At 70.1% G+C, this 24,164-nt stretch carries 21 protein-coding genes; 11 read left to right on the top strand and 10 right to left on the bottom strand.

Translation table 11 applies throughout. The features are described from left to right. Nucleotides 1-11 precede the first annotated feature (11 nt). Genes mads6 through ABH927_RS19765 form a run of 3 tightly spaced genes read left to right on the top strand, consistent with a single transcriptional unit; the run spans nt 12 to nt 2,605 of the window. Complete coding sequence (gene mads6 / locus ABH927_RS19775; protein WP_370023596.1) at nt 12-1,445, top strand: methylation-associated defense system protein kinase MAD6; 1,434 nt, start codon at nt 12-14, stop codon at nt 1,443-1,445. Nucleotides 1,446-1,503: 58 nt separating this feature from the next. Beyond that, the gene (locus tag ABH927_RS19770; protein WP_370023594.1) at nt 1,504-2,145 is read left to right on the top strand and encodes a response regulator; all 642 of its coding nucleotides are present in this window, start codon (nt 1,504-1,506) and stop codon (nt 2,143-2,145) included. 52 nt (nt 2,146-2,197) lie between these two features. Further along, on the top strand, nt 2,198-2,605 hold the full coding sequence (locus ABH927_RS19765) for a pyridoxamine 5'-phosphate oxidase family protein (protein ID WP_370023592.1): 408 nt from the start codon (nt 2,198-2,200) through the stop codon (nt 2,603-2,605). On the opposite strand, the gene ABH927_RS19760 is transcribed toward ABH927_RS19765, so the two are convergent. The 3 genes from ABH927_RS19760 to ABH927_RS19750 form a co-directional block, all read right to left on the bottom strand. Then, entirely contained in the window at nt 2,556-4,313 is a 1,758-nt protein-coding gene (locus tag ABH927_RS19760) for a GAF domain-containing protein (protein ID WP_370023591.1), read from the bottom strand. The two genes, ABH927_RS19765 and ABH927_RS19760, sit on opposite strands and share 50 nt — an antisense overlap. 147 nt (nt 4,314-4,460) lie before the next feature. After that, nucleotides 4,461-5,426 carry a cytochrome d ubiquinol oxidase subunit II gene (gene cydB, locus ABH927_RS19755; RefSeq protein WP_370023589.1) on the bottom strand — a complete coding sequence of 322 codons (966 nt, stop codon included), beginning with the start codon at nt 5,424-5,426 and terminating at the stop codon, nt 4,461-4,463. A 35-nt stretch (nt 5,427-5,461) separates the two neighbouring features. Next, nucleotides 5,462-6,850, bottom strand: a complete 1,389-nt coding sequence (locus ABH927_RS19750; RefSeq protein WP_370023587.1) for a cytochrome ubiquinol oxidase subunit I — start codon at nt 6,848-6,850, stop codon at nt 5,462-5,464. A gap of 122 nt (nt 6,851-6,972) precedes the next feature. On the opposite strand from ABH927_RS19750, the gene ABH927_RS19745 reads away from it, so the two are divergent. The 3 genes from ABH927_RS19745 to ABH927_RS19735 all read left to right on the top strand — a co-directional run bounded on the left by ABH927_RS19745 (nt 6,973) and on the right by ABH927_RS19735 (nt 8,933). Further along, a complete protein-coding gene (locus ABH927_RS19745; protein ID WP_370023585.1) occupies nt 6,973-7,599 on the top strand; it encodes a uridine kinase in 627 nt (208 codons plus the stop codon). Between the two features lie 31 nt (nt 7,600-7,630). Then, nucleotides 7,631-8,344 (top strand): maleylpyruvate isomerase family mycothiol-dependent enzyme, encoded by a 714-nt coding sequence (locus tag ABH927_RS19740; RefSeq protein ID WP_370023583.1) that lies wholly within the window; start codon nt 7,631-7,633, stop codon nt 8,342-8,344. A 250-nt stretch (nt 8,345-8,594) separates the two neighbouring features. Then, nucleotides 8,595-8,933: a hypothetical protein gene (locus tag ABH927_RS19735; protein WP_370023581.1), complete on the top strand. Its 339-nt coding sequence runs from the start codon at nt 8,595-8,597 to the stop codon at nt 8,931-8,933. Between the two features lie 282 nt (nt 8,934-9,215). Here the strand turns inward: ABH927_RS19735 and ABH927_RS19730 are convergent, their stop codons facing one another. Together ABH927_RS19730 and ABH927_RS19725 are read right to left on the bottom strand one after the other, a co-directional pair. Continuing rightward, nucleotides 9,216-11,852, bottom strand: a complete 2,637-nt coding sequence (locus ABH927_RS19730; RefSeq protein ID WP_370023580.1) for a DUF4118 domain-containing protein — start codon at nt 11,850-11,852, stop codon at nt 9,216-9,218. Nucleotides 11,853-11,911: 59 nt separating this feature from the next. Then, a complete protein-coding gene (locus ABH927_RS19725) occupies nt 11,912-12,682 on the bottom strand; it encodes a CPBP family intramembrane glutamic endopeptidase (protein ID WP_370023578.1) in 771 nt (256 codons plus the stop codon). Nucleotides 12,683-12,793: 111 nt separating this feature from the next. Here ABH927_RS19725 and ABH927_RS19720 point away from each other — a divergent pair, with 111 nt between their 5' ends. Next, entirely contained in the window at nt 12,794-13,420 is a 627-nt protein-coding gene (locus tag ABH927_RS19720; RefSeq protein WP_370023576.1) for a hypothetical protein, read from the top strand. A 15-nt stretch (nt 13,421-13,435) separates the two neighbouring features. Here ABH927_RS19720 and ABH927_RS19715 read toward each other — a convergent pair whose 3' ends face one another. Continuing rightward, the gene (locus tag ABH927_RS19715; RefSeq protein WP_370023574.1) at nt 13,436-14,455 is read right to left on the bottom strand and encodes a polysaccharide deacetylase family protein; all 1,020 of its coding nucleotides are present in this window, start codon (nt 14,453-14,455) and stop codon (nt 13,436-13,438) included. A 256-nt stretch (nt 14,456-14,711) separates the two neighbouring features. Here ABH927_RS19715 and crcB (ABH927_RS19710) point away from each other — a divergent pair, with 256 nt between their 5' ends. From crcB (ABH927_RS19710) to crcB (ABH927_RS19700), 3 genes are read left to right on the top strand one after another with little or no spacing between them, the layout of a single operon-like run. Next, nucleotides 14,712-15,185, top strand: a complete 474-nt coding sequence (gene crcB, locus ABH927_RS19710) for a fluoride efflux transporter CrcB (RefSeq protein WP_370023571.1) — start codon at nt 14,712-14,714, stop codon at nt 15,183-15,185. Beyond that, complete coding sequence (locus tag ABH927_RS19705; RefSeq protein WP_370023569.1) at nt 15,182-15,535, top strand: DUF190 domain-containing protein; 354 nt, start codon at nt 15,182-15,184, stop codon at nt 15,533-15,535. Before crcB (ABH927_RS19710) ends, ABH927_RS19705 begins: the two co-directional genes overlap by 4 nt. Before the next feature lie 13 nt (nt 15,536-15,548). Then, nucleotides 15,549-15,908, top strand: coding sequence for a fluoride efflux transporter CrcB (crcB, locus tag ABH927_RS19700; protein WP_370023568.1), 360 nt, complete (start codon nt 15,549-15,551; stop codon nt 15,906-15,908). A 64-nt stretch (nt 15,909-15,972) separates the two neighbouring features. Here the strand turns inward: crcB (ABH927_RS19700) and manA are convergent, their stop codons facing one another. The 3 genes from manA to ABH927_RS19685 all read right to left on the bottom strand — a co-directional run bounded on the left by manA (nt 15,973) and on the right by ABH927_RS19685 (nt 21,361). Continuing rightward, nucleotides 15,973-17,112: a mannose-6-phosphate isomerase, class I gene (manA, locus tag ABH927_RS19695; RefSeq protein WP_370023566.1), complete on the bottom strand. Its 1,140-nt coding sequence runs from the start codon at nt 17,110-17,112 to the stop codon at nt 15,973-15,975. Nucleotides 17,113-17,381: 269 nt separating this feature from the next. Then, entirely contained in the window at nt 17,382-20,420 is a 3,039-nt protein-coding gene (locus tag ABH927_RS19690; RefSeq protein WP_370023565.1) for a DUF222 domain-containing protein, read from the bottom strand. A gap of 431 nt (nt 20,421-20,851) precedes the next feature. After that, a complete protein-coding gene (locus tag ABH927_RS19685) occupies nt 20,852-21,361 on the bottom strand; it encodes a hypothetical protein (RefSeq protein WP_370023564.1) in 510 nt (169 codons plus the stop codon). Between the two features lie 189 nt (nt 21,362-21,550). Between ABH927_RS19685 and ABH927_RS19680 the strand changes: the two genes are divergently transcribed. Next, nucleotides 21,551-22,957, top strand: a complete 1,407-nt coding sequence (locus tag ABH927_RS19680; protein WP_370023562.1) for an LCP family protein — start codon at nt 21,551-21,553, stop codon at nt 22,955-22,957. Between the two features lie 21 nt (nt 22,958-22,978). Here the strand turns inward: ABH927_RS19680 and ABH927_RS19675 are convergent, their stop codons facing one another. Then, nucleotides 22,979-24,013, bottom strand: coding sequence for a hypothetical protein (locus ABH927_RS19675; RefSeq protein WP_370023560.1), 1,035 nt, complete (start codon nt 24,011-24,013; stop codon nt 22,979-22,981). Nucleotides 24,014-24,164: the final 151 nt, after the last annotated feature.

Here is a 24,164-nt window from a genome sequence, read left to right as displayed (position 1 = left end):
GCACGGGGGAGATGGCTCAGATCGTCGGTGGCGGAAAGCCCGTCAATGACGCCGAACGACGGGTCATCGCGCACCTGCGGGACAACGCCCCGGACGACTGGCTCCTGCTGCACAACATCGAGGTGCCGCGCGGCGCGGACCTGTTCGAGGTCGACGTCGTCGTGCTCACCGGGCACTCGCTCTGCGTCATCGACGTCAAAGGGGCCCGCGGCCGGTTCGAGGTGGCGGGGACGCGGTGGTTCCCCCAGCACCGCGAGGCCTTCGGCTCCCCCGTGGCCAAGCTGAGGGGCACCGCCCGAGCGCTCAAGGGCGTGCTCATCGACGAGCACCGGGAGCTCGAACGGCTGTACGTCGACAACCTCGTGGTGCTGACCGCCCCCGGGGCCGTCCTGATCGACCCGAGCGGCCGGGACGCCCGGCACGTCACCAACCTCGCCGGCCTGATCGGCATGCTGAGCGACGTGTCCCGCGTCAGGCACGGCTGCAGCCGGGACGCCACGCCGTACCGGACCGCGATCATCGAGGCGCTCAACGGGGCCGTGCGCCGGCCCACGGCGCCGCCCAGGTTCGGCAACTGGGAGGTCGAGGAGCAGCTCGGCGGCGACAGCCGGGTCACCGAATACCGCGCGGTCAACGCGACGGCCCCGACCAGCGAGACCGTCCTGCTGCGGGTCTACCGGGCCGACCCGATGGCCGAGCAGCAGCGCCGCGTGGCCGAGCAGCGGCGGATCGCCAACGCCTACCAGTCGCTCGCCAAGATCCCGCCGCATCCGTGCGTCGTCCGCTCGCGCGACTTCTTCGCGATCGACGACGAGAGCAGGTTCGTGCTGGTCCTCGACGACGTCCACGGCCAGGCCCTGCACCTGCACCTCACCGGGCGGCAGCTCGCCACCGAGACCAAGCTCGACGTGATGGAGGACATGCTCCTCGGCCTCGCCCACGTCCACGCCAACAACGTGATCCACCGGGCGCTCACGCCGGCCTGCGTGCTCGTCACCGACACCGGCCACGCGATGCTGACCGGCTTCGACTACGCCAAGCCGGGGCCGCGCAAGCACACCGTGGCCAACGAGCTGCCCAACATCCTCGACACGCACTATGTGGCTCCGGAGTGCCGGGCCAGCGCCGGACGGATGACACCCGCGTCCGACGTCTACTCGGCCGGGGTGATCGCCTTCCAGCTCCTGACCGGGGAGCTGCCGTTCCCCGACTCGGACGGCGAGGCGGGCGGTGGCGGGGTCGCTCCCGAGGTCATGGACCTGGTGCGGCGCATGCGCGATCACACTCCGTCCAAACGGCCCGACGCGGCGACGGCTCTGCTGGAGCTGCGGCAGGCCCGCGACGCCCAGACCCACGGCCGCGAACCCGTGGCCAAGGCCACGCTCGGGGACAGGGTCAAGAACGCGCTCCGCCGCCTGTCCGGCCGCGGGCGGCGCCGTACCTGATCTTGTAGGGCCGTAGGTCCCTACCCGAGAAACCGGAAAGGGTATTAGCGTTCAGGACATGATTCGCGTTTTCCTCGTGGACGATCACGAAGTCGTGCGACGGGGCGTCGCCGCGCTGCTGGAGTCCGAGGCCGACATCCAGGTCATCGGAGAGGCGGGGACCGCGGAGTCGGCGGTGGCCCGCATTCCCGCGCTCAAACCGGATGTCGCGGTGCTCGACGTCCGGCTGCCGGACGGCAGCGGCGTGGACGTCTGCCGGGAGGTCCGGTCGAAGATGCCGGAGCTGGCCTGCCTGATGCTCACCTCGTTCGCCGACGACGAAGCCCTGTTCAACGCGGTGATGGCCGGGGCGTCCGGCTACGTCCTCAAGCAGATCCACGGGTCCGACCTCATCGGCGCCGTCCGGACGGTCGCGGCCGGGCAGTCGCTGCTCGATCCCCACACCACCGCCACCATGCTCCAGCGCCTGCGCGACCAGGCCACCAAGAAGGACCCTCTCGCCGCCCTGTCGGAGCAGGAGCGGCACATCCTGGAGCTGATCGGCGAGGGCCTCACCAACCGCCAGATCGGCGAGCGGATGTTCCTGGCCGAGAAGACCGTCAAGAACTACGTGTCCAACCTGTTGAGCAAGCTCAGCATGCAGCGCCGCACGCAGGCGGCCGCGCTGGCCGCCCGCCTCAAGGCCGATCGACAGGAATGACGGGACCTTCGCCCCTAACCGGCGCGAAGCGTGATCCAGCAGGCTTGCTGGCATGAAGCTCGATTCGGCCGGCTTGGAGATCCTCTCGCGGGGCGAGTGCCTCAGTCTGCTGGCCTCCACCCCGATCGGCAGGATCGTTTTCACCGACCGCGCCCTGCCCGCGGTCCAGCCGGTCAACTTCTACCTGGTCGACGGGAACATCGTCATCCGCACCGCGATCGGCTCCAAGCTCGCCGCCGCCGCGCGGAACGCCGTCGTGGCCTTCGAGGCGGACGACTTCGACGCCGAGATGCGCGCCGGCTGGTCGGTGACCGCCGTCGGGCACGCCAGGGCCGTGGACGAGCCCGACGAGATCTCCCGGCTGTCGCTGCTGCCGCTCATGCCGTGGGCTCCCGGCAGCCGCGATCACTTCATCGTGATGGTCCCCGAGCAGCTCTCCGGCCGCCGCGTCCGCCGCTGAGCCCGGCCTCGGGAAGCGGCACGCTCCAGGCGAGGCGGGTGCCGCCCTCCTCGAGAGAGCCCACCTCGAACCGGCCGCCGAGCCGTACGGCACGCTCCTCCAGGTTGCGCAGACCGCTGCGGCCGCCGAGCTCCGGAATGCCGACCCCGTCGTCCCGCACGACGAGCGTGAGGCGGGCGCCGCCCACCTCCACACGGACGTCCGCCCGGCACGCCTTGGCATGGCGGGCGGTATTGGACAGCGCCTCGCGCAGCACGGCCAGGGCCTGCTCGGCGATCTCCGGAGGGACTTCGTCGTCGAGCTGGCCGTCCATTCGCAGGCCCGGCAGGAAGCCGAGCTGGGCCTTGGCGCCGTCCACGAGCTCCACGATCCGGGCCCGCAGCGTCGAGGCGGTGTCCTCGGCGGGCGACCGCAGCGCGAAGACGGTCGAGCGGATCTGCCGGATGGTCTCGTCCAGCTCGTCCGTCGCGTGCCGGAGGCGGCAGGTGGCCTCGGGGCGCTCGACGAGGGGGACGGCGCTCATCAGCGTCATGGCGACCGCGAACAGCCGCTGGATGACCACGTCGTGCAGGTCCTTGGCGATGCGGTCGCGATCTTCCAGGAGCCGGAGCCGCTCCGCGTCCCGCCTCGACTCGGCCAGCTCAAGGGCGACCGCCGCCTGACCGGCGAACGCGTGCAGCATGCGCGACTCGGCCTCACTGAACGGCATGCGGCCGGTCCGCTTGCACACCGACAACACGCCGCGTACGGCACCGGCCGCGCCGATCGGCACGGCGACGACCGGCCCGGCGGGCATATGCCCGGCGACGGCGGCGGGCATACCGGCCTCGGCGAAGTCGGCCACCATGACGGGCCGGCCGAGGGTGAACGCCCGCCCGCCGAGCGACCCTTCCAGGGGCACCTCCACCCGGGCCATGTGCGCGGCCGCCAGCCCGTCGGCGACGACCGCCCGGAGCACCGACCGGTCTCCGCCCGGCAGCAGCACGGTCACCACGTCGCCCCCGGTCATCTCCCTGGCCCGGCGTGCCATGAGCGTGAGGACCTCCTGTGAGGAGCCCCCCGAGAGCAGACTGGTGGTGACCTCGAAGGACGCCTGGAGCCAGGTCTCCCTGCGCCGCGTCTCCTCATACAGCCGGGCGTTCTCGATCGCCACGCCCGCGGCGATGGCCAGCGCGGTGACGATCGCCTCGTCCTCCTCGCCGAACTCCCCGCCGCCGCTCTTCTCGGTCAGGTAGAGGTTGCCGAAGATCTCGTCTCGGACGCGGATCGGCACCCCGAGGAACGCCTCCATCGGCGGGTGGCCCGGCGGGAGGCCGTACGACTCGGGGTGGTCGCCCATGCGTCCCAGCCGCAGGGGCCTCGGCTCCTTGATGAGGAAGCCGAGGAGGCCGAGTCCCCGGGGCCAGTGCTCGATCCGGGCGATCTCCTCCTCGCTCAGGCCTACCGGGATGAACTGGACGAGCGTGCTCTGGTCGCCGATCACACCGAGCGCGCCGTAGTGGGCGTCGACCAGGGAGGTCGCCGTCTCCACGATCCGGCGGAGCACGGTCTCCAGGTCCAGGTCGCCGCCGATCACGACGACGGCCTCCAGCAGCGCGTGCACGCGGTCCCGGGTGGCCAGCACGGTGTCGAGCCGCACCTGCAGCTCCGACAGCAGCTCGTCGAGCCGCATGTGCGGGATGAGATGGCGAGGCTCGATCCCGGCCATATCGCGATTCTCCCACCGGGCCAGGTCAGCGCCCATCCCAGCGAGGTAATGACCGCCGTACGGCCGGCAGTCGGCGGGAAGGCCCTCGGCGACCTACCGAGGACCTGTTCTCCGTCCGTAGCGGGTCAGAAGCCGGCCCGCCGCCGGTCAGCGGAGCCGCTGGCGGAAGATCCAGTAGGTCCAGCCCTGGTAGGCCAGGACGACCGGAGTGAAGATCGCCGCGACCCACGTCATCACGCCCAGCGTGTACGGCGTGGACGACGCGTTGTGCACCGTCAGGCTGTTGGCCGGGTCGATCGCGGGCATGACGTTGGGCCACAGGTTCCCGAACAACGTGACCGTGACGGCCACGATGGCGACGGCGTTGGCCGCGAACGCCCAGCCGTCCCTGCCTCGGTACGTCGCGACGACCGCGCCCGCGATCCCGGCCGCGGCGACCGCCACGCTGAGCCAGGTGACGGGCTTGCCGACGAGGAGTTGCGTCGCCACGAGGAAGAGCCCGCCGGCGGCCAGCGCGACCGGGCCGATCACCCGGGTCAGCCGCTTGGCCCGGTCGCGCAGGTCGCCCGTGGTCTTCAAGGTCAAGAACACCGCGCCGTGCAGGGTGAAGAGCGCGAGCGTGGCCAGGCCGCCGAGGAGCGCGTAGGGGTTGAGCAGGGTGAAGAGCGTGCCGGTGTACTCATGGCCCTTGTCGAGCGGCACTCCGCGCACGATGTTGGCGAAGGCCACGCCCCACAGGAAGGCCGGGCCGAGCGACCCCCAGAAGAAGGCCCGGTCCCAGCCCTTGGAGCTGTCGCTCTTGCTGCGGTACTCCAGGGCGACGCCGCGCACGATCAGCGCGAGCAGGATGAGGAAGAGCGGCAGGTAGAAGCCGCTGAACAAGGTGGCGTACCACTCGGGGAAGGCCGCGAAGGTGGCGCCTCCGGCGACGAGCAGCCACACCTCGTTGCCGTCCCAGACCGGGCCGATCGACGCCACGAGCGTCTTGCGGTCGGCCTCGTCACGCCCCATGAAGGGCAGCAGGATTCCGACGCCGAAGTCGAAGCCCTCCAGCATGAAGTAACCGGTCCACAGCACGGCGATGAGCACGAACCAGACAGTGGTGAGTTCCATGGGTCTGTACCTCTGCGAGAAGATGCCGGGAAGGCTCAGTAGGAGAGGGCGGGGACGGTGTCGGCAGGCTGGTCCGGCTCGTCCTCGGGCTCGGGGCCGAGACGGATGAACTTCAGCAGCAGGCGGACCTCGATGACCGCGAGCACGGCGTAGACCAGGGTGAAGCCCACCAGCGTGATGGCGACCTCGGCCACGTCCGAGCCCGGCGACACGGCCGCGGCGGTGCGCATGATCCCGAAGACGGTCCACGGCTGGCGGCCGATCTCGGTGAAGATCCAGCCGAGGCTGTTCGCGAGGAACGGCAGGCCGATGCCGAACACCGCCAGGCGGTAGAACCAGGGATTCGCGGGCAGCCGCCCCCGCCTCGTCAGCCAGAGCCCGGCGAGGGCGAGCAGCCCGGCCAGCGCCCCGAAACCGATCATCAGGCGGAACGACCAGTACGCGATGCCCACCACCGGCCGGTAGTCGCCGGGGCCGTACTTGCTCTGGTAGCGGGCCTGGATGTCGTTGATGCCCTCCACCTTGCCGTCGAGGGTGTTGGTGGACAGGATGCTCAGGCCGTACGGCACCTGGATGTTGATGTGGTTGCGGCCGTTCTTGACGTCGCCCACCGCGAACAGGGAGAAGCCCGCGGAGGTCTCGTCCTCCCACAGCGCCTCGGCCGCCGCCATCTTCATCGGCTGCTGCTCGGTCATGATCTGCGCCTGCCAGTGCCCCGAGAACGCGACTCCGGCGGAGGCGACCAGGGTGACGGCCATCGCCATCCGGGCCGACGTGCGGAACAGGTCGACGTCGCGCTTGCGGGCGAGCTGCCAGGCGCTGATCCCGATGACGAACGCGCCCGCCGTGACGAACGCGCCGAAGATCACGTGTGGGAAGGTCACCAGGGTGGTGGAGTTGGTCAGCACGGCCCAGATGTCCGTCAGCTCGGCCCGGCCGGTCGCGGGGTTGAGGCGGTAGCCGACCGGGTGCTGCATCCAGGAGTTGGCCGCCAGGATGAAGTACGCGGAGATGTTCGTGCCGATCGCGGCCAGCCAGATCGTGGCCAGGTGGAGTCTGGGCGGCAGCTTCTCCCAGCCGAAGATCCACAACCCGAGGAAGGTCGACTCCAGGAAAAAGGCCATCAGCCCTTCCATGGCCAGCGGCGCGCCGAACACGTCACCGACGAACCGGGAGTACTCACTCCAGTTCATCCCGAACTGGAACTCCTGCACGATGCCGGTGACCACGCCCATCGCGAAGTTGATCAGGAACAGACGGCCCCAGAACCGGGTCAAGCGCAGGTAGGCGGGCTTGCCGGTGCGGTACCAGGCCGTCTGCAACCCGGCGACGATGATCGACAGGCCGATCGTCAGGGGCACGAAGAGGAAGTGGTAGACGGTCGTGATGCCGAACTGCCAGCGTGAGAGGTCAAGGACATCCATCGGGGGCTCCACAAGGAGAAGCGGGGAACTCCTGAAGCCTCCCGAATCGGGACGTCTCGCCGTAGGGGCGGCGGACCCGGCCGCGAAGGACCTTGGTCCTCGGCCCAAGGGATGATGGTCATATGCGCGCCCGACCCGTCTCCCCGTCGCTCCTCGTCGAGGAGCTCGCCGACCGGATCGCCTCGGCACCGCGCGACTCCTGGGTGCGGGTCGCCGTCGACGGCGCTCCCCCGGCGCGTCCCGGACGGCTGGCCGACGACCTGGCCGGGCCGCTGCGCCTGCGCGGCCGTGAGGTCCTGCGGGTGTCGGCCGCCGGCTTCCTGCGCCCGGCCTCGCTGCGCTTCGAGTTCGGCCGTACGGACCCCGACGTGTTCTACGCGGAGTGGCTCGATCTCGGCGGACTGACCCGGGAGGTCCTCGCCCCGCTCGGGCCCGGCCGTACGGGCAGGGTCCTGCCCGCGCTGTGGGACAGCGCCAGGGACCGGGCGACCCGCGCGGCCTACGTCACCCTGCCTCCGGGCGGGGTGCTGCTGCTCGACGGGGCTCTGCTGCTCGGGCGCGGCCTGCCGTTCGACCTGACCGTGCATCTGTCCCTGTCGCCGGCGGCGCTGGCCCGCCGTACGGACGAGGAGGAGCGCTGGACGCTCCCGGCCTATGAACGCTACGAGCGGGAGGTCGAGCCGGCGAAGGTCGCCGACGTGGCCGTCCGGGTCGAGGACCCCCGTCACCCCGCCCTGGTCACCTGGTGAAGGCGGGCCGTACAGGGGTAACGCTGTGAACATGACCTCTGCATCCGATCCGCTGGCCGGTCTGGACCCGTTCGACATCTTCGACACCGAGGCCACGCGGCTGGACCGATATTTCTCCTCGCTGGACGAGAAGGCGTGGAACCGCCCGTCCCGGTGTGAGGGGTGGTCGGTCCGCGACGTCCTCGCCCATCTCGCCGGGGAGGAGCTCTACAACCACGCCTGTCTCGACGGGGACATCGAGGGGTTCTTCGAGATGCTGGAGCGGGAAGGCGTCCGCGGGGGGTTCGTGGACTTCAACGAGTGGTGCGTCCGCAAGCGCCACGGCCTGCCGGTCGAACAGGTCTTGCAGGAATGGCGGGACAAGAACGCCGAGACCCGCGAGCGGATGCGGGCCCTCGGCCGCGACGCGACCCTCGGGACCTCCGCCGGGCCCTATCCGGTGGGCCTGCAGACCTTCCACTACGACTCCGAGTACGCCACGCACGCCGACGACGTCGGTGCCCCCGTCGGGGACGAGGAGGCCGCCGCCCGGGTCGAATGGCGGGTCGAGGTGGGCCTGTTCGCCCTGGCGGAGCGGGGTTCCGATGTTCAGGTCGAGCGCGTGGGCCGGCAGCTCAGAGTGCGCGTGAACTCCGCGACGGTGGATCTGTCCCCGGCCGACTTCATCGAGGCGACGGTCAGCAGACTGCCCGCCGAGCACCCCTTGGATCGCCATGTCCGCAGCGCGCTGCGCTGTCTCGCCTAGCGCGCCGGTCAAGTAAGGGAAGAAGATGTGGCCCCCTTCCGCCCCGCCCTTGCCGCGTGATCATGCATGACGAGGGTGCGCCCGAGGGACGGAGACCGCAGGTGTTCGTGGACTGGTGTGGGGTGGTCTCCGCGCCCTCGCCGGAAGCCGGCTCAGCCCTCGGGCGCGGAGACCTGAGTAATAAGGCGCCGGATAATCCGGCTGCGGGCGGCTCAGCCCCCGGGCCGGGAGGCCGAAGTAATAAAACGCCGTGGCTCCCCGAGATCCGCACGCTCTTTCCCGGCTGCCCCGGTCCCTGCTTTTCCCGCCGAGCCGGGACCTGATTTCCCCGCTGATCGGGGCTCTGCTCTCCCCGCCGGGCAGGGCCCTGCTTCGCCCGCCACAACGGCTCCGGCGTTCGGCGAACCGGCCGCCGGTCGGTCACGGCCGGTCGGGCGAGACCGGCCAGGCCCGGCCGTACGGATACCGGTCGTACGGATACCGGTCGCGTGGGAAGGAGACGGACGCCACGCCGCAGGGGCGGGCGGCGCTGACCTCGATGCTCTACGGGCCTTCTGCGGCGGTCAGCCGTGTGGCGTTCGCCCGATAAAACAGAGTCCATGACTCCGAGTATGGACGCCGGTTGACGTGGCGTGCGCACTGAAATGTGCCTCATGTGAAATCCCCGCGTGAGTCGGCCCGTGAGGCCGGTTTGCCGGGGGGATGTGGACCTGTCGCTCATCCAGTCGTGCAGGCGATTGGCGGCGGCACGTCAACCATGCACCGGGATCGGGCGCTATCGCAATCAGGCGCGCCACACCCATTCATTTGGCACACCTCGGGCGATTCATCCCGAAAAATAAAGCTAAGTCACCATAATTCGGCTAATCGGCTAAGCGCCGGACGCCTGGCCCCGCGCCTCCTCCACGCCCCTCCCGGCCTCCACGCCCTTCCCGGTCTGTACGGCTTTCGCCCCCGACCAGATCGGCAGCGTGAGGATCATGGTGAGGCCGCCGCCCGGGGTCTCCTCGGGCGTCAGGGTGCCGCCCATGGCCTCCGCCAGCCCACGCGAGAGCGCCAGGCCGAGGCCCACGCCGGTGTGGTTGTCACGATCGCCGAGCCGCTGGAACGGCAGGAAGACCCGGTCGTGCGCCTCGCGCGGGATGCCCGGACCCCGGTCGATCACCCGGACCTCGACGTGGTCGCCGTGCGCGCTCGCGGTGACGAGCGTCGTGCCGTCCGCCGGGCTGTACCGGACGGCGTTCGACACCACGTTGACCAGGATGCGCTCCAGCAGGGCCGGATCGGCGACGATCTCGGGCAGGTCCGGGGCGATGTCCTCTTCGACGCGGCCGCTCAAGGGCCCCAGGTCGCCGATCGCCTTCGGGACGACCTCCTCCAGCGCGATGGGCTCGGGCCACACGCCGAGCACGCCCGCCTGGAGCCGGCTCATGTCGAGCAGGTTCACGACCAGCCGATCGAGCTTGATCAAAGATTCGTCAGCCGTGGCGAGCAACTCCTCGCGGTCCTCCTCCGACCACTCGACCTCGCCGCTGCGCAGGCTCTCCACCGCCGCCTTGGCCGACGCCAGCGGCGTGCGGAGATCGTGGCTGACGGCCGCGAGCAGCGCCGTACGCATCTTGTCGGCCTCAGCGAGCGGCCTGACCCGCTCGGCCTCCTCCTCCAGCCGCTCCTGCCTCAGGACCACGGCCGCCTCGTTGGCGAACGCCTCCAGCACTCTCCGGTCGGAGGCGTCGAGCAGGCGTCCGCGCAGCGCCAGCACGAGATCGTCGGCGACCCGCATCGCGGTGTCCGCCACCCCCGGGGAGGTGCACGGCACTCCCCCGGTCGTGGCGACGATGCGCCAGGCCTCCGGGTCGGATTTGTCGCCGACACTCGGCTCGACATCCGGCCGCCGTTCGAGCAGGGTCACCGAGACCAGGCCGAACGTCTCCCTGAGCCGCGACAGCAGCGACGGCAGTGCGGCCTCGCCGCGCAGCACGTGACCGGCCAGCGTGGACAGGACCTCGGCGTCCGCGCCCGCTCTGGACGCCTCCCGGGTACGGCGGGCGGCCAGGTCCACTATCCCGCTGACGGCGCCGGCGACCAGCACGAACACGATCAGGGCGAGCAGGTTCTGCGGTTCGGAGACGCTCCAGGTGTGGAACGGCGGCGTGAAGAACCAGTTCAGCAGCAGGAATCCGCCGACCGCCGCGGTCACCGCCGGCCACAGTCCACCCACGAGCGCGACGACGACCACCGCCGCCAGGAACAGGAGAATCTGGCTCGGCAGGGTCAGCGCGTCCCGCAGAGGCAGCAGCGCGGCCGTGAGGGCGGGGATGCCGAGGACGGCCAGCGTCCATCCCGCCAGCCGGCGGCTCCGCGTGAGCGCCGCGCGGGACGCCGACCGGCGCCTGCCCTTGCTGACCTGGTCATGCGTGATCATGTGGACGTCGATGGACCCCGACAGCGCGGTCACGGTCACCCCCACGCCCCGGAAGAGCACCTGCGCCAGCCGCCCCCGCCGGGAGACCCCCAGCACGAGCTGGGTCGCGTTCACCCCCTGGGCGAAGTCGAGCAGAGCACGCGGCACGTCCTCTCCCACCACCTGGTGATAGGTGCCGCCCATGCTCTCGACCAGGGACCGCTGCCTGGTCAGGTTGGCCGGATCGGCGCCGGTCAGCCCGTCTGCCCGGGTGACGTGGACGGCGAGCAGATCGGCGCCCTTGGTCCTGGCGGCGATGCGGGCGGCCCGCCGGATCAGCGTGTCGCCCTCCGGGCCGCCGGTCAGCGCGACCACCACCCGCTCCCGGGTCTCCCAGGTCCCGGCGATGCCGTGCTCGGCCCGGTAGCGGTCGAGCTGCTCGTCCACCTTGCCCGCGACCCACAGCAGCGCCAGCTCCCGCAGCGCGGTGAGGTTGCCCACCCGGAAGTAGTTGGACAGCGCCGCGTCCACCTTCTCCGGGAGATAGACGTTGCCGTGGGCGAGCCGCCGCCGCAGTGCCTCCGGCGCCATGTCCACGAGCTGCACCTGGTCGGCCCGCCGTACCACCTCGTCGGGCACCGTCTCCCGCTGCGGCACGCCGGTGATCTGCTGGACGACGTCGTTGACCGACTCCAGGTGCTGGATGTTGACCGTGGAGACGACGTCGATCCCGGCGTCGAGGATGTCCTCGATGTCTTCCCAGCGCTTGGCGTTGCGCGAGCCGGGGACGTTCGTGTGCGCCAGCTCGTCGATCAGCGCGATCTTCGGGCGCCGGGCGATCACCGCCTCGGCGTCCAGCTCGGTGAAGGTCGTCCCCCGGTACGGAACAGTCCGCCGGGGGACGATCTCCATACCTTCGAGCAGCTCGGCCGTGCGGGCCCGGCCATGGGTCTCGACGAAGCCCACGACGACGTCCCGGCCGCGCTCCAGCGCCCGGCGGCCCTCACTGAGCATGGCGAACGTCTTGCCGACGCCGGGCGCCGCGCCGAGATAGACCCGCAGGCGCCCGCGCGTCACCCGTTCCCCCGAACCGAGCTCACCCATAAATCCCAAGGTACGGGTAGTCGGTTCGGGCGAATCCCGGACGCAGGCGGCTTTCGGGATCAGGGGAGCCAGGACACCCGCCCGCGCAGCATGCCGTACCCGACGAAGGCGACGGCGTCGATCAGCGTGTGGGCGACGACGAGCGGCATAGCGCGGCCCCAGCGCTGGTACACCCGGCCGAAGACCAGGCCCATCACCACATTGCCGATGAATCCCCCGAAGCCCTGGTAGAGGTGATAGGAACCCCGGAGCAGCGCCGACACGATCACTGAGCGCCATGGCGACCAGCCGAGCTGCGCCAGCCGGTGCAGCAGGTAGCCGCTGACGAGGACCTCTTCCAGGACGCCGTTCTGTGCGGCCTCCAGGAGCAGGATGGGCACCCGCCACCAGATGTCCGGCAGGCTCTCCGGGACCACGTTGAGGTTGATCCCGGACTCGTACGCCACGAAATAGAAGGCCAGCCCGCTGCCACCGATCAGGGCCGCCAGCAGGGCGCCGCGCAGCAGATCGCGGCCGGGCTCCCGCAAATCGACGCCGATCGTCCGGAAGGACTCGCCCGACCGGGCCAGCAGGTAGGCGACCAGCCCGACGGGGGCCACCGTCACGGCGACGCCGGCGATGTGCAGCGTGAGGTCCAGCCAGGGACGGCCGGGCGCCAGCGACCCGACGAGCACCGCGTGCTGCCCGCTGAGCGCCTTCGGCGCGGTCAGCGCGCCGATCAGGCGGATGAGCGCCAGCAGCGCGCTGGCCCCGAGCGAGACCGAGAAGACCGCGACGATCTCCGGCCCGATCAGCCGCCGGTTCAACCCCAGGGCCACATCGTCCTTCATGCCCGCAGGTTAGCGGCCCGCCCCGCACGCCCGTCCCACGCCCCGGCGCGATGTGAGACTCTGCGACCCGGCACGATGATGTGAGAGACCGGACGCGCGAAGGAGACGGCAGTGCCAAGCGACGATCTGTCCGCGACGAGGCGGGCGCTGCATGGCGTGGCCGAGCTGGTGATGGCCGGCCCCCAGTATCGCCAGAGCGGGACCATCCGGCTGCGGGTCACCCCGGGCGGCTTCGCCACCGTCGCCGCGCCCGGCCTGCGCGTCGAGGGCGACACGCTGGTGACCGAGACGGGCGCCGCCCTGGCGCTCGGCGACGCCACCTGTGCCGGGCTGGCCCGCGCGGCGGACGTCGAGGCCGGTAGGCCGGAGGGCCTCTACACGGACGGCTCCGGCGTCGGCCTCGACGAGACCCTGCACGTCGACCCGGCCGCGGCCCGGCACCTGGCGGACTGCCTCGCCATTGGTGACGCGGCGCTGCGCCACCTGGCCGCCGAGGTCACGCCCGTGCTCTGGCCAGAGCACTTCGATCTCGGCATCACCCTCGACGAGGTGAACTACGGAATCTCCCTGGGTGACTCGGCGATCGCCAAGCCGTACGCCTATGTCGGTCCCTGGCGGGCCCGCGAGGGCGCCTTCTGGAACGTGCCCTTCGGCGCCGCCCGCAGGATCTCCGAGCTGGGCGGCGCCGGGGAAGTGGTGGCGTTCCTGGAGGAGGGCCGCCGCCAGGCGGCCCGGTGAACTCAGTACGGCAGGTCAGTACGGCAGGGCCAGGGCGGCGAAGGGCGCGGCCACGAACGGCGCCTTGAACTTCGGGAACGCCACGGTGTTGACGTTGCCGTCCGAGGTGAAGCGGTCGCTCGCGTTGGAGTTGAGCCAGTCGAGCCAGGCGGTCGAGCAGAACTTGACGCAGTCGCCGACCTTCTCCTTGGACCGGATGCGCGGGATGCCGACCGGGTCGAAGTCCTTCGTGAACGGCGACGGCGCGGGGGTGTATCCGGCGAGGAAGACCCCACGGTAGTCGTACCGCACGCCCGAGGCCGCCCCGCGCAGCGCCAGCTTCTTCTCGCTCGGCTGGTTCCCGTACGGCAGGGCCAGCGTGACGGGAGGGGTCTTGATGAGGCTGGTGATCAGGCTCTGCCCCGCGGCGATCTGGCCCTGCACCTGCTCCTGCGACTTGCCGAGAAGGTTGAGGTGGTCACGGGTGTGGTTGCCGATGTCGAACCCGTTGTCCCTCAGCCAGGCGAGGACCTGGACTCTCTCCTCCTGCTTGTCCTTGCCGAACATGTCGCGGATCACGTAGAAAGTCGCGACCGGGCGGAAACCCGGATGCTTGCGGGCCACGTCCTGCAGAATGCCGACGGCCGTGTCCGGCTTGGGCACCCCCATGCCGTCCAAGGTGAGTTGCGATGGCGAGGAGTCGTCGAAGGTCAGCACGACGGGATGGGTCCCGGCCGGAATGCCGATCTTCCCGGTCACGTACTCCGCCGCCGTGATGGGGACGTAGTTCTCCGCCGCCAGCCGCTCCAACTCCGCCCGGAACTGTTCGGGCGTGCGGTCGTCACCGGGCGGCGGGTTCTTGATGATCCGGTGATACATGATCACCGGGATCTGCCCAAGCTCGTTGGCCTTGACCCTGGCCGCGACCTCGACCTCGGCCTTGCGCAATGAGGCCGCTGCGGCCAGGCTCGCCTTGGCCTGGCGCGCGTGGACCTGCTGTTCGGCTTCTTTATCCCCAGACGCGCAGGCGGACAGCGCGACGACGCTCAAAGACACTAGTCCGATCCCGGCAACCCTCAAGCGCCCCATGGCTCCCCCTCAACGGGCCGCGCGATGACGATGAGTCACTTCTACCCCGGTGGCCCGCTTTGCTCACGGAGCGTATGACAAACATCACGTACCGCGAATCTCCGAGGTTCTTACCGCGCTGAGCGCTTAGCGCTTAGCGCTTAGCGCTTAGCGCTTAGCGCTTAGCGCTTAGCGCTTAGCGCTTAGCAGCCCCCGTCTCCAGCCGTACGGCACAATGGGGCGCATGCGGTCGGCTCCCCGGGACGTGTTCGCTCGAAGGAGCGTGGCACGGGAGGCGCGGACGCTGAGCGTGCTCGCCGTCATCGCTCTCGGAGGCGGCCTGGGCAGCGTCGCCCGCTACCTCGTCGGCGCCGCCGTTCCCGGCAGACCCGGCGGTTTTCCGTGGGGGACGTTCCTCATCAACGTGACCGGCTGCTTCGCGCTCGGGCTGCTGATGGTCTACGTCCTGGAGGTGTGGCCGCCTCGCCGTTACGTCCGGCCGTTCTTCGGGGTCGGCGTCCTCGGCGGGTACACGACGTTCTCCACAGTCACCGTCGAGATCCTCCAGCGCCCGGCCGGCCTGGCCCTGCTCTATGCGCTCTGTAGCCTGGCAGGGGGCCTTGTGGCGGTCTGGGCGGGCATGTCCATCGCCCGCCTCACGGCCCTGCAGCTCCGGCAGCGGTCACACGGGGAGCGCTCACACGGGGAGGCTGGATGAGGCTCCATGGCACGGCCTGCCGACTGACGATCTTCATTGGCGAAACCGACCAGTACCACCACCGGCCGCTTTACACCGAGATCGTGCACCGCGCCCATGCGAGGGGCCTGGCCGGAGCCAGTGTGTTCCGGGGGATCGAGGGCTTCGGCGCGTCCTCGCTCATCCACACCAGCAGGCTGCTGTCCCTCAGCGAGGACCTTCCCCTGGCGATCGTCATCGTGGACGCCGAGGAGCGCATCACGGCATTCCTCGCCGAGCTGGACGAGTTGGTCGCCGAAGGACTGGTCACTGTGGAACCGGTGGAGGTCTACCGCTACGTGAGCCGCGAGTCCGTGGACCGCGAGCCGTGAGCGGGCTCCCGTGGTGACGATCCTGCTCGTGTTCGCGGGCGGCATGGTCGGCGCGCCCGCCCGCTACCTGATCGACCGATTCGTCCAACGGCGACACGACAGCGTGTTCCCCTGGGGCACGCTGTCGGTCAACCTGTTCGGCTCGTTCGTCCTCGGAGCGCTCGCCGGCGCCCAGCCTCCCGGCGTGGTCATGACCCTGGCCGGGACCGGGTTCTGCGGAGCGCTCACCACTTTCAGCACCTTCGGCTTCGAGACCGTACGGCTGCTGGAGGACGGCTCCCTGAGGGCGGCGGCGCTCAACGCGTTCGGCGGCCTCGCGCTGGGCGTCCTGTCCGCCCTCGCCGGGTACGGCCTGGCCGTACACCTGATCTGAACATCCCGCGAGCCAGCCGCGGCCCCAGGTCGTGGGCCGGACGTCTCGTGCGCGGCTCTGCCGGCTATCCGACCTGAGGCTCGGCGCTGAACGCGGTCCCGTCGCCGGAGAGCCGGATCGGGCCATCCGACGCGGGAAGGAAGACCGACTCCCCGGGATGCAGCTTCACCTGGTCATGCGACGGGTTCGCCCGGTCATGCGACGCTATTGGGGAGCCGACCTCGACCGTGCCCTCCGTGCAGACAACGATCCTCGGCACCGACCCGTCCAGGACGTGGCCCTGTCCCGGGACTATCCGACGAAGCAGAAACTCCGGACACGGCGGCACGTAAGCTCCCTCCACCGGCGTGATCGGCAGCGGCTGCGCCTCCACCACGGTGATCCGGAGCAATTCGTCGACGTCGATCGGCTTGCTCGTCAGCCCGGCCCGGAGGACGTTGTCCGACCCGGCCATGATCTCCACCCCGAACCCGTCGAGGTAGCAGTGAAGCACTCCCGCGCCGAGGTAGAGCGCCTCCCCGGGGGCCAGCTCGTGGCGGCGCATCAGCAGGGGCGCCAGCACGGCCGGATCCTCGGGATACTGCCTGGCCAGCCGCCTGACCAGCTCGTAGTCAGGCTGGTGCACGGCCCCCGCCGCCCACACGATCGACTCGACCACCTCCCGCCGCGAACCCGGCCACGCCAGCAGCACGCGGAGCGCCCCCAGCACATCCCCCCGGGACAGCTGGGTCACGACCGGCTTGAGCGCCTCGACGTGCAGCCGCTCGACCAGCATGGCCGCCTGGTCGGCCGCCCGGAACCCGGCCAGCCCCGAGAACCGCGTGAGAGCGCAGATCATCTCCGGCTTGGCCCACGGATCGGAGTAGTTCACGTCCCCCCGGGCGAACCCATCGGCGGCCTGCTCCGGAGTGGGGTGGACCTGCAGCGACAGCGGGCGGTCCACCGCGATCAGCTTCATCAGGTACGGCAGGCGCTCTCCGAACCGGTCGACCGACGGCTGCCCCAGCGCCCCCACCGGATCGGCGGCGATGGCGTCGGCCAGCGTCAACTCGGATCCGTCCCTGGTCAGACGCGACGGACCCGACGGGTGCGCCCCCAGCCACATCTCGGCCTCGGGTCCTGAGGCGGGCCGACCGGTCAGCCCCGCGATGGCCGTTCGGGAGCCCCAGGCATAGTCCTTGATTGGGTTGGTAAGCAGATCCACGTGTGTCCTCGCGGCTAGATGACCGTTGCGCCGGTGCCTGAGAGTAACAAGCGGTGCAGGTTACCTGGTCGCGGGTGGTGGCAACACTGCATGAACGGACCAGACCATAGTCACCTGACCGTCCGCTGCAGCCACCTGCGCTACGGACGCCGGAAGGCATAGCCGACCCACCTACCACCGCGTGCCGGACACCCTCGGTTATACCAACCAGTGCCCTGCGCTGTGCTCGCGCCGGCCTGCCCGACGCGGACGTAGCGGTGCCCGACCAATCAGAACGGCGGGACATCCCGCGTGAAGTCCGGCCCCGGATCATCGGCAGACTCCTCCACAGGCCCACAGCCGTCGCCAGCCGTCCAGTCAGACTCGATGTCAGAGTCCGCTGCGGCTTGGGCTTCCTCCAGCCAGGGTGGGCCGTATTCCCAGGTGGAGGGGAGCGGAAGGTCGTCTTCCGACACCGTCTCCGGAGTGGCCGGAATGGCCTGGATGATCGGTTCGGGAAGGGGTTCGATGATCGGTGGCGGTGTGACCGGGTAGCGGTGGCCGGTGCGGCTGATCCAGGTGAGGTGGCCGGGTTGGGGTTGGATGACGCGCCAGCCGTGGTCTCGGAGGTCGTGGTCGTGTGCGCAGGCGGCGCCCAGGTTGCCGTCGGTGGTCGGCCCGCCGTGGCCGTGCTGGTGGGTGTGGTCCAGCTCTGATCGGCTGGCGGGGGCGCGGCAGCCGGGGTAGGTGCAGACGCGGTCGCGGATTTGGACCCATCGCCGCAATCCGGCCCTGGGGAACCGTCGCCGCTCATCCGTACCGTCAGGGCACGTGTTCCCGGCCCGTACGGGGCGTCTGCCCGATGGTTGATCCTTCTCGTTCGCGGCGTCGGCGGCCTGCGCCTGGACGTCCTCGGTTGGAAGGCCTGCGGCGGCCTCGGCACACACATTCTCGGCCTCGGCCTCAGCACGGGGCTCGGCCTCAGCACAAGGGTCGGCCTCGGCGCGGGGGTCGGCCTCGGCGCGGGGGTTGGCGTTGATGCTGGTGTCCTGCTGGGCGTCGCTGTCCGCGTGGGTGTCGCTGTCCGCGCGGGTGTCGGTGGTGTGGTTGTCGGTGGTGGCCTGGTCGAGTTGGCGGGTGATGTCGGTGATGACGTGGGCCCATCCGGCGCCGAGGGCGGTCAGGTCGGAATGCCATTGGCGTAGCAGCGCGAGCGGGATCTGCAACTCGACGATGCCTCGCCGCCGGACCGACCCGCGTGCCGCCCGCCCCGCTGCGCGTCCCGGTGCTTGTTCAGCGGTTTGTCCCGCTGCTCCCGCCGATGCCTGCGGTGATGCCCGTTCCACCGTTCGTGCCGGTGATGGTTGCGCCGCTTGGTCCGATGCCCGTTGTGACGCCCGTTGTGACGCCCGTTGTGATGCCGGTGGCGATGCCGGCTCCGGCACCCATTTCGATGCCGGTTCCGGCGCCCGTTGTGGTGCGGGTTGTGGTTCCGGTGGTGGTGGTGGTGGTTGTGGTGCCTGGGTTGTGTTGGCGGGGTGGCGGGGCCATCCGGCGGGCCGGTAGGAGGTGATCCCGGCGAACAGCAGTTGCCCGTCCTCGTCGCAGATCGCGAACCGCCATTCGCCGTTGATCTGGCGTTTGGCCAGGCGGCGGGCGAGCTGGGCATGGATGGGCCCCCACCCGGCCAGCTCAGCGGGAAGGTCGTCCAGGTGCATCAGCGTGGAGACCCGCACCCGCACCTCCCCGGCCGCGAACCCCGCCCCACCCGCGAGCAGGCCGGCCAACACCCCACCCCGCACGGCCATCGAGGCGGCCGCCCCACCGCCCCCGCCACCTGAGCCGCCCGCAGCGGCACCGACCGCACTCCCTGATCTGTCTGTGGCCTCGCCCGAGCCGCCCGAGCCGCCCGAGCCGTCCGTGGGGGCCTCGGCTGCGCTGCGTCCGCTGCCCGCACTTGCCGCGCCTTCTGCTGTGCCGGCGGCCGTCGCGGTCTGCGGTGTCCGTCTGGCCGCGCGGAGGGTGCCCTTCGGCTGCTGCGCACCGCCGGGGCCATCCCCATCGTGCGATCCTGCGAGGCCGCCCCCGTCCCGCGTGCCGTCGGAGGCGTCGATACTGTCCGCACCGCCTGTTCCAGCCGAGTTATGGACGCCGTCCACGTTGTCCGGGTCGGCGTGGCTGGCGGGGCCCTGAGTGCGGCGGGTGCTGGCCGCGGTGGGAGCGCCATCTGGGTTGTGGGCGCCGCTGCCGACGTGGGGGTGCGCCGGGTCCCGAAGGCCGGCGTCGTCGGTGAGCTGATCGTCGGCGTCCGCGTTGGGCTGCTCGGCGTTGGGCTGCTCGGCGTTGGGCTGCTCGGCGTTGGGCTGCTCGTCGGTGCGCTGGTCGTCGGTGCGCTGGTCGTCGTCGGCGTCGTGATCGGGCTGGTCGTCGTGATCGGGCTGGTCGTCGGGGTCGTTGTTGTGGGGGTGGTCGTTGAGGTAGGGGTCGTAGTCGTCTTCGGTATCGACCGGGTCGGGGTGGGCGGCTTTGCTGAGGAGGACGGCGGTGATGGCGTCGTCGTCGAGACCGGTCAGGCTCCCGTCGAGCAGGCCGAGGAAGACGTCGCTGCGGATGTGGTCGATCGGGGCGTGCAGTCCGGCGCGTTTGGTCTGCCGGGCGATGGCATCCACCCGGGCGATGGCGGCCGCCGCCTGGTCCACGGGCAACTGATGACCGGTGATCGTCGCGGTCCCGTCGGCGTGACGCATGCCCTCGATGCGGCGCCGCTGCAACGCCCGCTCATACTTACGCCGCGCCCACTGCGGATCGGCGGCCACCAGCAGCGTCTTGATCTTGTCTTTCAGCTGGCTGGTCGTGCACGTCCCCGCCTTCGGCAGCAGATGACCGGCCACCGCCCGGGCGAGGGGGTCGGGGACACCCTCCAGCCAGTCATGAAAAACCACGGCGCGGGCTTTATCGATGACCCCCACCGCAAGGGCCCGGCGGACGGCGGGAAGGCGGGTCGACAGATCATAAGCGAAAACGTATTCACGCTCGGCGGCGCGGCGGGTCAACACCAGCGCGGCCCGGATCTCATCAGCGGAGTAGTTGTCCGGGCGCGGCATTTTCTTCATGTCGCACGGGGACGGCTCATACAGGCCGACTTCGGCCATGACGGCGGCTTTGCGGGCTTGGACGTGCGCTTCGAGCCGGGCGTAGGCTTGCAGCACCAGCACCGCGTCGTAGCCACTCAACCGGGCGATGTCCAAACCGTCCAGGACGGCGGCCAGCCCAGGACCGGGCGCCATCTGCGCGAGCCCTTCGGGGATTCGCTGCCGTTCGACAATCACACGGTAAAACTACCAACCACCACCGACAAAAACGCCCCGCTATAACGCCGCCAATTCCCGTCAATCGCCACCAATTTGGCGGCTATGACTAATCCCACCTGCCATACGAGTAGCCCCTCAGCTGATAAAGGTATATGTCACAAAATTACCGCGTCTGAGAACTGAGCGGACGCGGATCAGACGCAACCGGCGCGCTCACCAGCGCAGCACAACCTCAGCGCAGCGGATGGCAGGGCAACTCGCCATGCCGCGCGGCGGCGAGTCGTGGAGGCCGACTGCTGGAGGCAAGTCGCGGGAGCCGCCTCGTGGAGGGGGTGCGGGCCAGGGGTCAGGCCGCGCCGCGCAGCCCGCGTCAGCTCCCGCGCCCCGCCGAGGGACGCCAGGTCCCACGCCGCGCAGCCGGGGTCAGGTCCACGCCGCGCAGCCGGGGGTCAGGATTGCTGGGCCTGGGTAGGGAGGGCCGACCAGTCGATGGCGAGGCGCTGGGGGTTGGCGGGGTCGGACCAGACGCGGACCAGCCTGCCGGGGAGCACGGCGCCCATCAGGAGCCGGGGCAGGATCTGCCGGTGGCTCACCACGTACGGCACGCCGTCGGCCGGCTGGACCTGAAGGTCGAACGCGACGACGAGCTGGTCGTTCACCGATGTGCCCGTGTCTCGCATCGACGTGATGAGGGCCTGCGCCGGGACTCCGGTGCCGATGAGGTCCTTGTTGCCCGTGCCGAGGAAGCTCTTCATCTGGCCGAGGACGCCGGTGGCCGGGCCCTGGCCGTTGACGAGCTTGGTGATGAGGACGATCGAGCTGATGATCGTCACGAACAGCCCTACGATGAAGGCCGGCACACCCCAAGACATCGTGTACAACGAGGTCATGCCGTAGACGCCGCCGATCAGCAGGGTGAGTCCGGCCCCAACGCCGATGACGTATGCCGTGCGCAGCATTTTTCACAACCTTTCGGGTTTCTCATACGTCACAGTGATATGAGCGGACGCTTGATCACCGCTTGCAGCCCGCTTTCGAGAGCGTGAAACCTGACCTTCAGCCTCGATCGCTACACTTGGGCCGGTTTTGCCGCTGTTGGCTCTCGACTCGGGTGAAAGCCCCGGTCCGACCCTCAGGAGTCAAGAAACGTGGGTCTCGTCGACGTCCGTCCTGCGCCCCCGACGGAGGACCTCCCGGCGCCGTCTCGCATTGTCCCCAGGTGGCGGGCGTGGTTGTGGGTGACGCTGTCGGCGGCCCTGGGCGTACTGGTGGGAGCCGCGACCTTCGTGGTCACGGGATACGTCAAGCTCAGCGGCAACGTGCGGCATGAGCAGGTGACCAAGGCGGATCTCGGGACCCAGCCCATCAAGATCAGCAAGGCCATGGACATCCTGATCGTCGGTTCCGACCAGCGCAACGGAGCCAACGCCAAATATGGCAAGTTCCCCGGGGAGCGGACCGACACGATCATCCTCGCCCACATCTCCCCGAAGCGGGACGGCGCGCTCCTGATCAGCTTTCCGCGCGACTCGCTCGTCCAGCTTCCGGCCTGCGCGCCGAAGAAGGGCGTGCCGGGACAGCGCCCGCACATCGGCATGATCAACGAGTCGTTCAACTCCGGCGGCATCGCCTGCACCTGGAAGACCATCCAGGCGCTGACCGGCATCCACATCGACCACTTCGTGAAGGTGGACTTCACCGGGTTCAAGGCCATGGTGAACGCGATCGGCGGCGTCCAGGTCTGCCTGCCCGAGGCGGTCAACGACAAGAAGGCGCTCCTCCACCTGCCGGCCGGGAAGCAGATTCTCAGGGGAGAGCAGGCGCTGGGCTACGTCCGGGCCCGCTACAGCCTCGGCGACGGCTCCGACATCGGGCGGATCCAGCGGCAGCAGATGTTCCTCGCCTCGATGGCCAAGAAGGCGATGAGCGGCGAGACGCTGACCAACCCCACGGCGCTCTTCGGCTTCCTCGACGCGGTGACGAAGTCCATCACCACCGATCCCGACCTCTCACTGGGCGTCATGAAGGACCTCGCGATGAGCGCGAAGGGCCTCACCGCGGGGCAGATCAGGTTCGTCACGACTCCTTGGCGCTACTCGGTGACCAGTCCCGGCCGGGTGGAATGGGTGCACCCGCAGGCGGATCGCCTGTTCAAGATGGTCGCGGCCGACCAGATCAGCCACAACGTCAAGAGCGGCGAACAGAAGATCCCGAAGTCGCAGATCCACATCGTCGTCGAGAACGGCACGGGCTCGCAGGGCCTCGGCACCCAGGTCGCCGCCGAATTGGAGCAGCGCGGCTACCACATCGTCAAGATCGCGCCCGCGAGGAAGCAGTACGCGAAAACGGTGATCAAGTACACCCCGAACGGGGAGGGCCGCGCGCCGCGACTCTTCCGCGAGCTGAAGAAGTCGACCACCTACATGGTCAAGAACGGGCAGACCCAGACGCTCGTCCTGGTCCTGGGGGCCGACTGGCAGGGCATGAAGCCCCCCAAGACCCTGGATGACGTCGAGGGTTTCGACGCCACCCAGGACAGCTGCACGGCCTCATAAAGCCCCGTCCGCGCCAAGGGGTCAGAACAGCCAGCCGAACAGGCCGCCGTCGTGTCGCGGCGGGTCCGGCGGGCTGGACGGTGGAGCGGTCGTGGGAGCGGTCGTCGGCTGCGTCGGGCCGCTGGACGGAGGCGCGGGCGACTCCGTCGACCCGTCCACGACAACGGGCGGCTTCGACGTGGCGGGCGCCTTGGGGGAGGGCCTGTGCGACGCGGGCGCCTTCGTGGTGGGCGGCGCCGTGACAAGAACGCGGCCCGGGGAGGAGGTCGTCGGCGCCGTGGTTACGGCCTCGGTGGGGACCGGGTCGTCGGGCGTCACGTCCGGCTCGCTACCCGCCTCGGTCGCCGTGATCGCCGCCGGGGACGAGACGGGCGCCCGGGCGGCGCAGTCGCCGCCGGACGGACACGCGGCGTCGGACGGCTGGCCGATCCACGCGGTCAGCACCCAGATGGCGCCGACGACCGCCACGGAGATCGCCCCCGCCCGGAGCAGCACGCCCTTTCGCCGGCTGTCCTCGGCCTCCTCGGGGTCCTCGCCGCCCCGCCAGCCGGACCCGAGAAAGCCGCCCGGCTCGGTGGCCCCGTCAACCAGACCCCCCAGGTCGTCACGATTCTCCGAACTTTCCGGGCTTTCCGGGTTCCGTGGACTCTCGGGGTGACCGAGGCTCTCGCGGTCATCCCGGTCGCGCCTGCCCTCGGGCGCGCTCAGGCCGTCCAGCGTGTCGGCGGGATCTGCCGTCACCCGCTCGGCCCCGGAAGCGCGGTCAGCGAACGAGCGGTCAGCGAACGAAAGGGGGTCAAAGGAGTCCGCGGCCGGAGACCGCCTCACCCACTCCTCGGAGAGAAGGTCGCCGCCCGCGACCTCGGGAGCCGCCCCGCCACGGTCCGGAGCGGCCGTTCGAGGGGCCGAGCTCTGCCCGGGGCGTACGGCCATGTCGTCCAGCTCCTCCGACCAGAACCGGTCGCCTTCCGTGCCGTACTGCCCGTTGGCGGAAATGTACGGCCGCACCAGCGGGCCGGTCTGCTCGGGCAGCTCCTCGGGGACCGGGGGGATCATTGCGGTCCTTCCTTTAGCGAATCGGTGCTAACAGATCTTCATAGCAGAATCCGACACCACTTGTCCGGAAATTTCACATCAGTCACTCAAATCACAGCGACAGCCGTACCCCTGCGGTCACAGCTCACCGCCAGTGGACGCCTCGTCACTG

This window comes from Planotetraspora sp. GP83 (assembly GCF_041262585.1).
Lineage (GTDB): Bacteria > Actinomycetota > Actinomycetes > Streptosporangiales > Streptosporangiaceae > JAOEGB01.
Note: the sequence above shows the minus strand (reverse complement) of the source record. Positions and strands in the feature narration are given on the sequence as shown.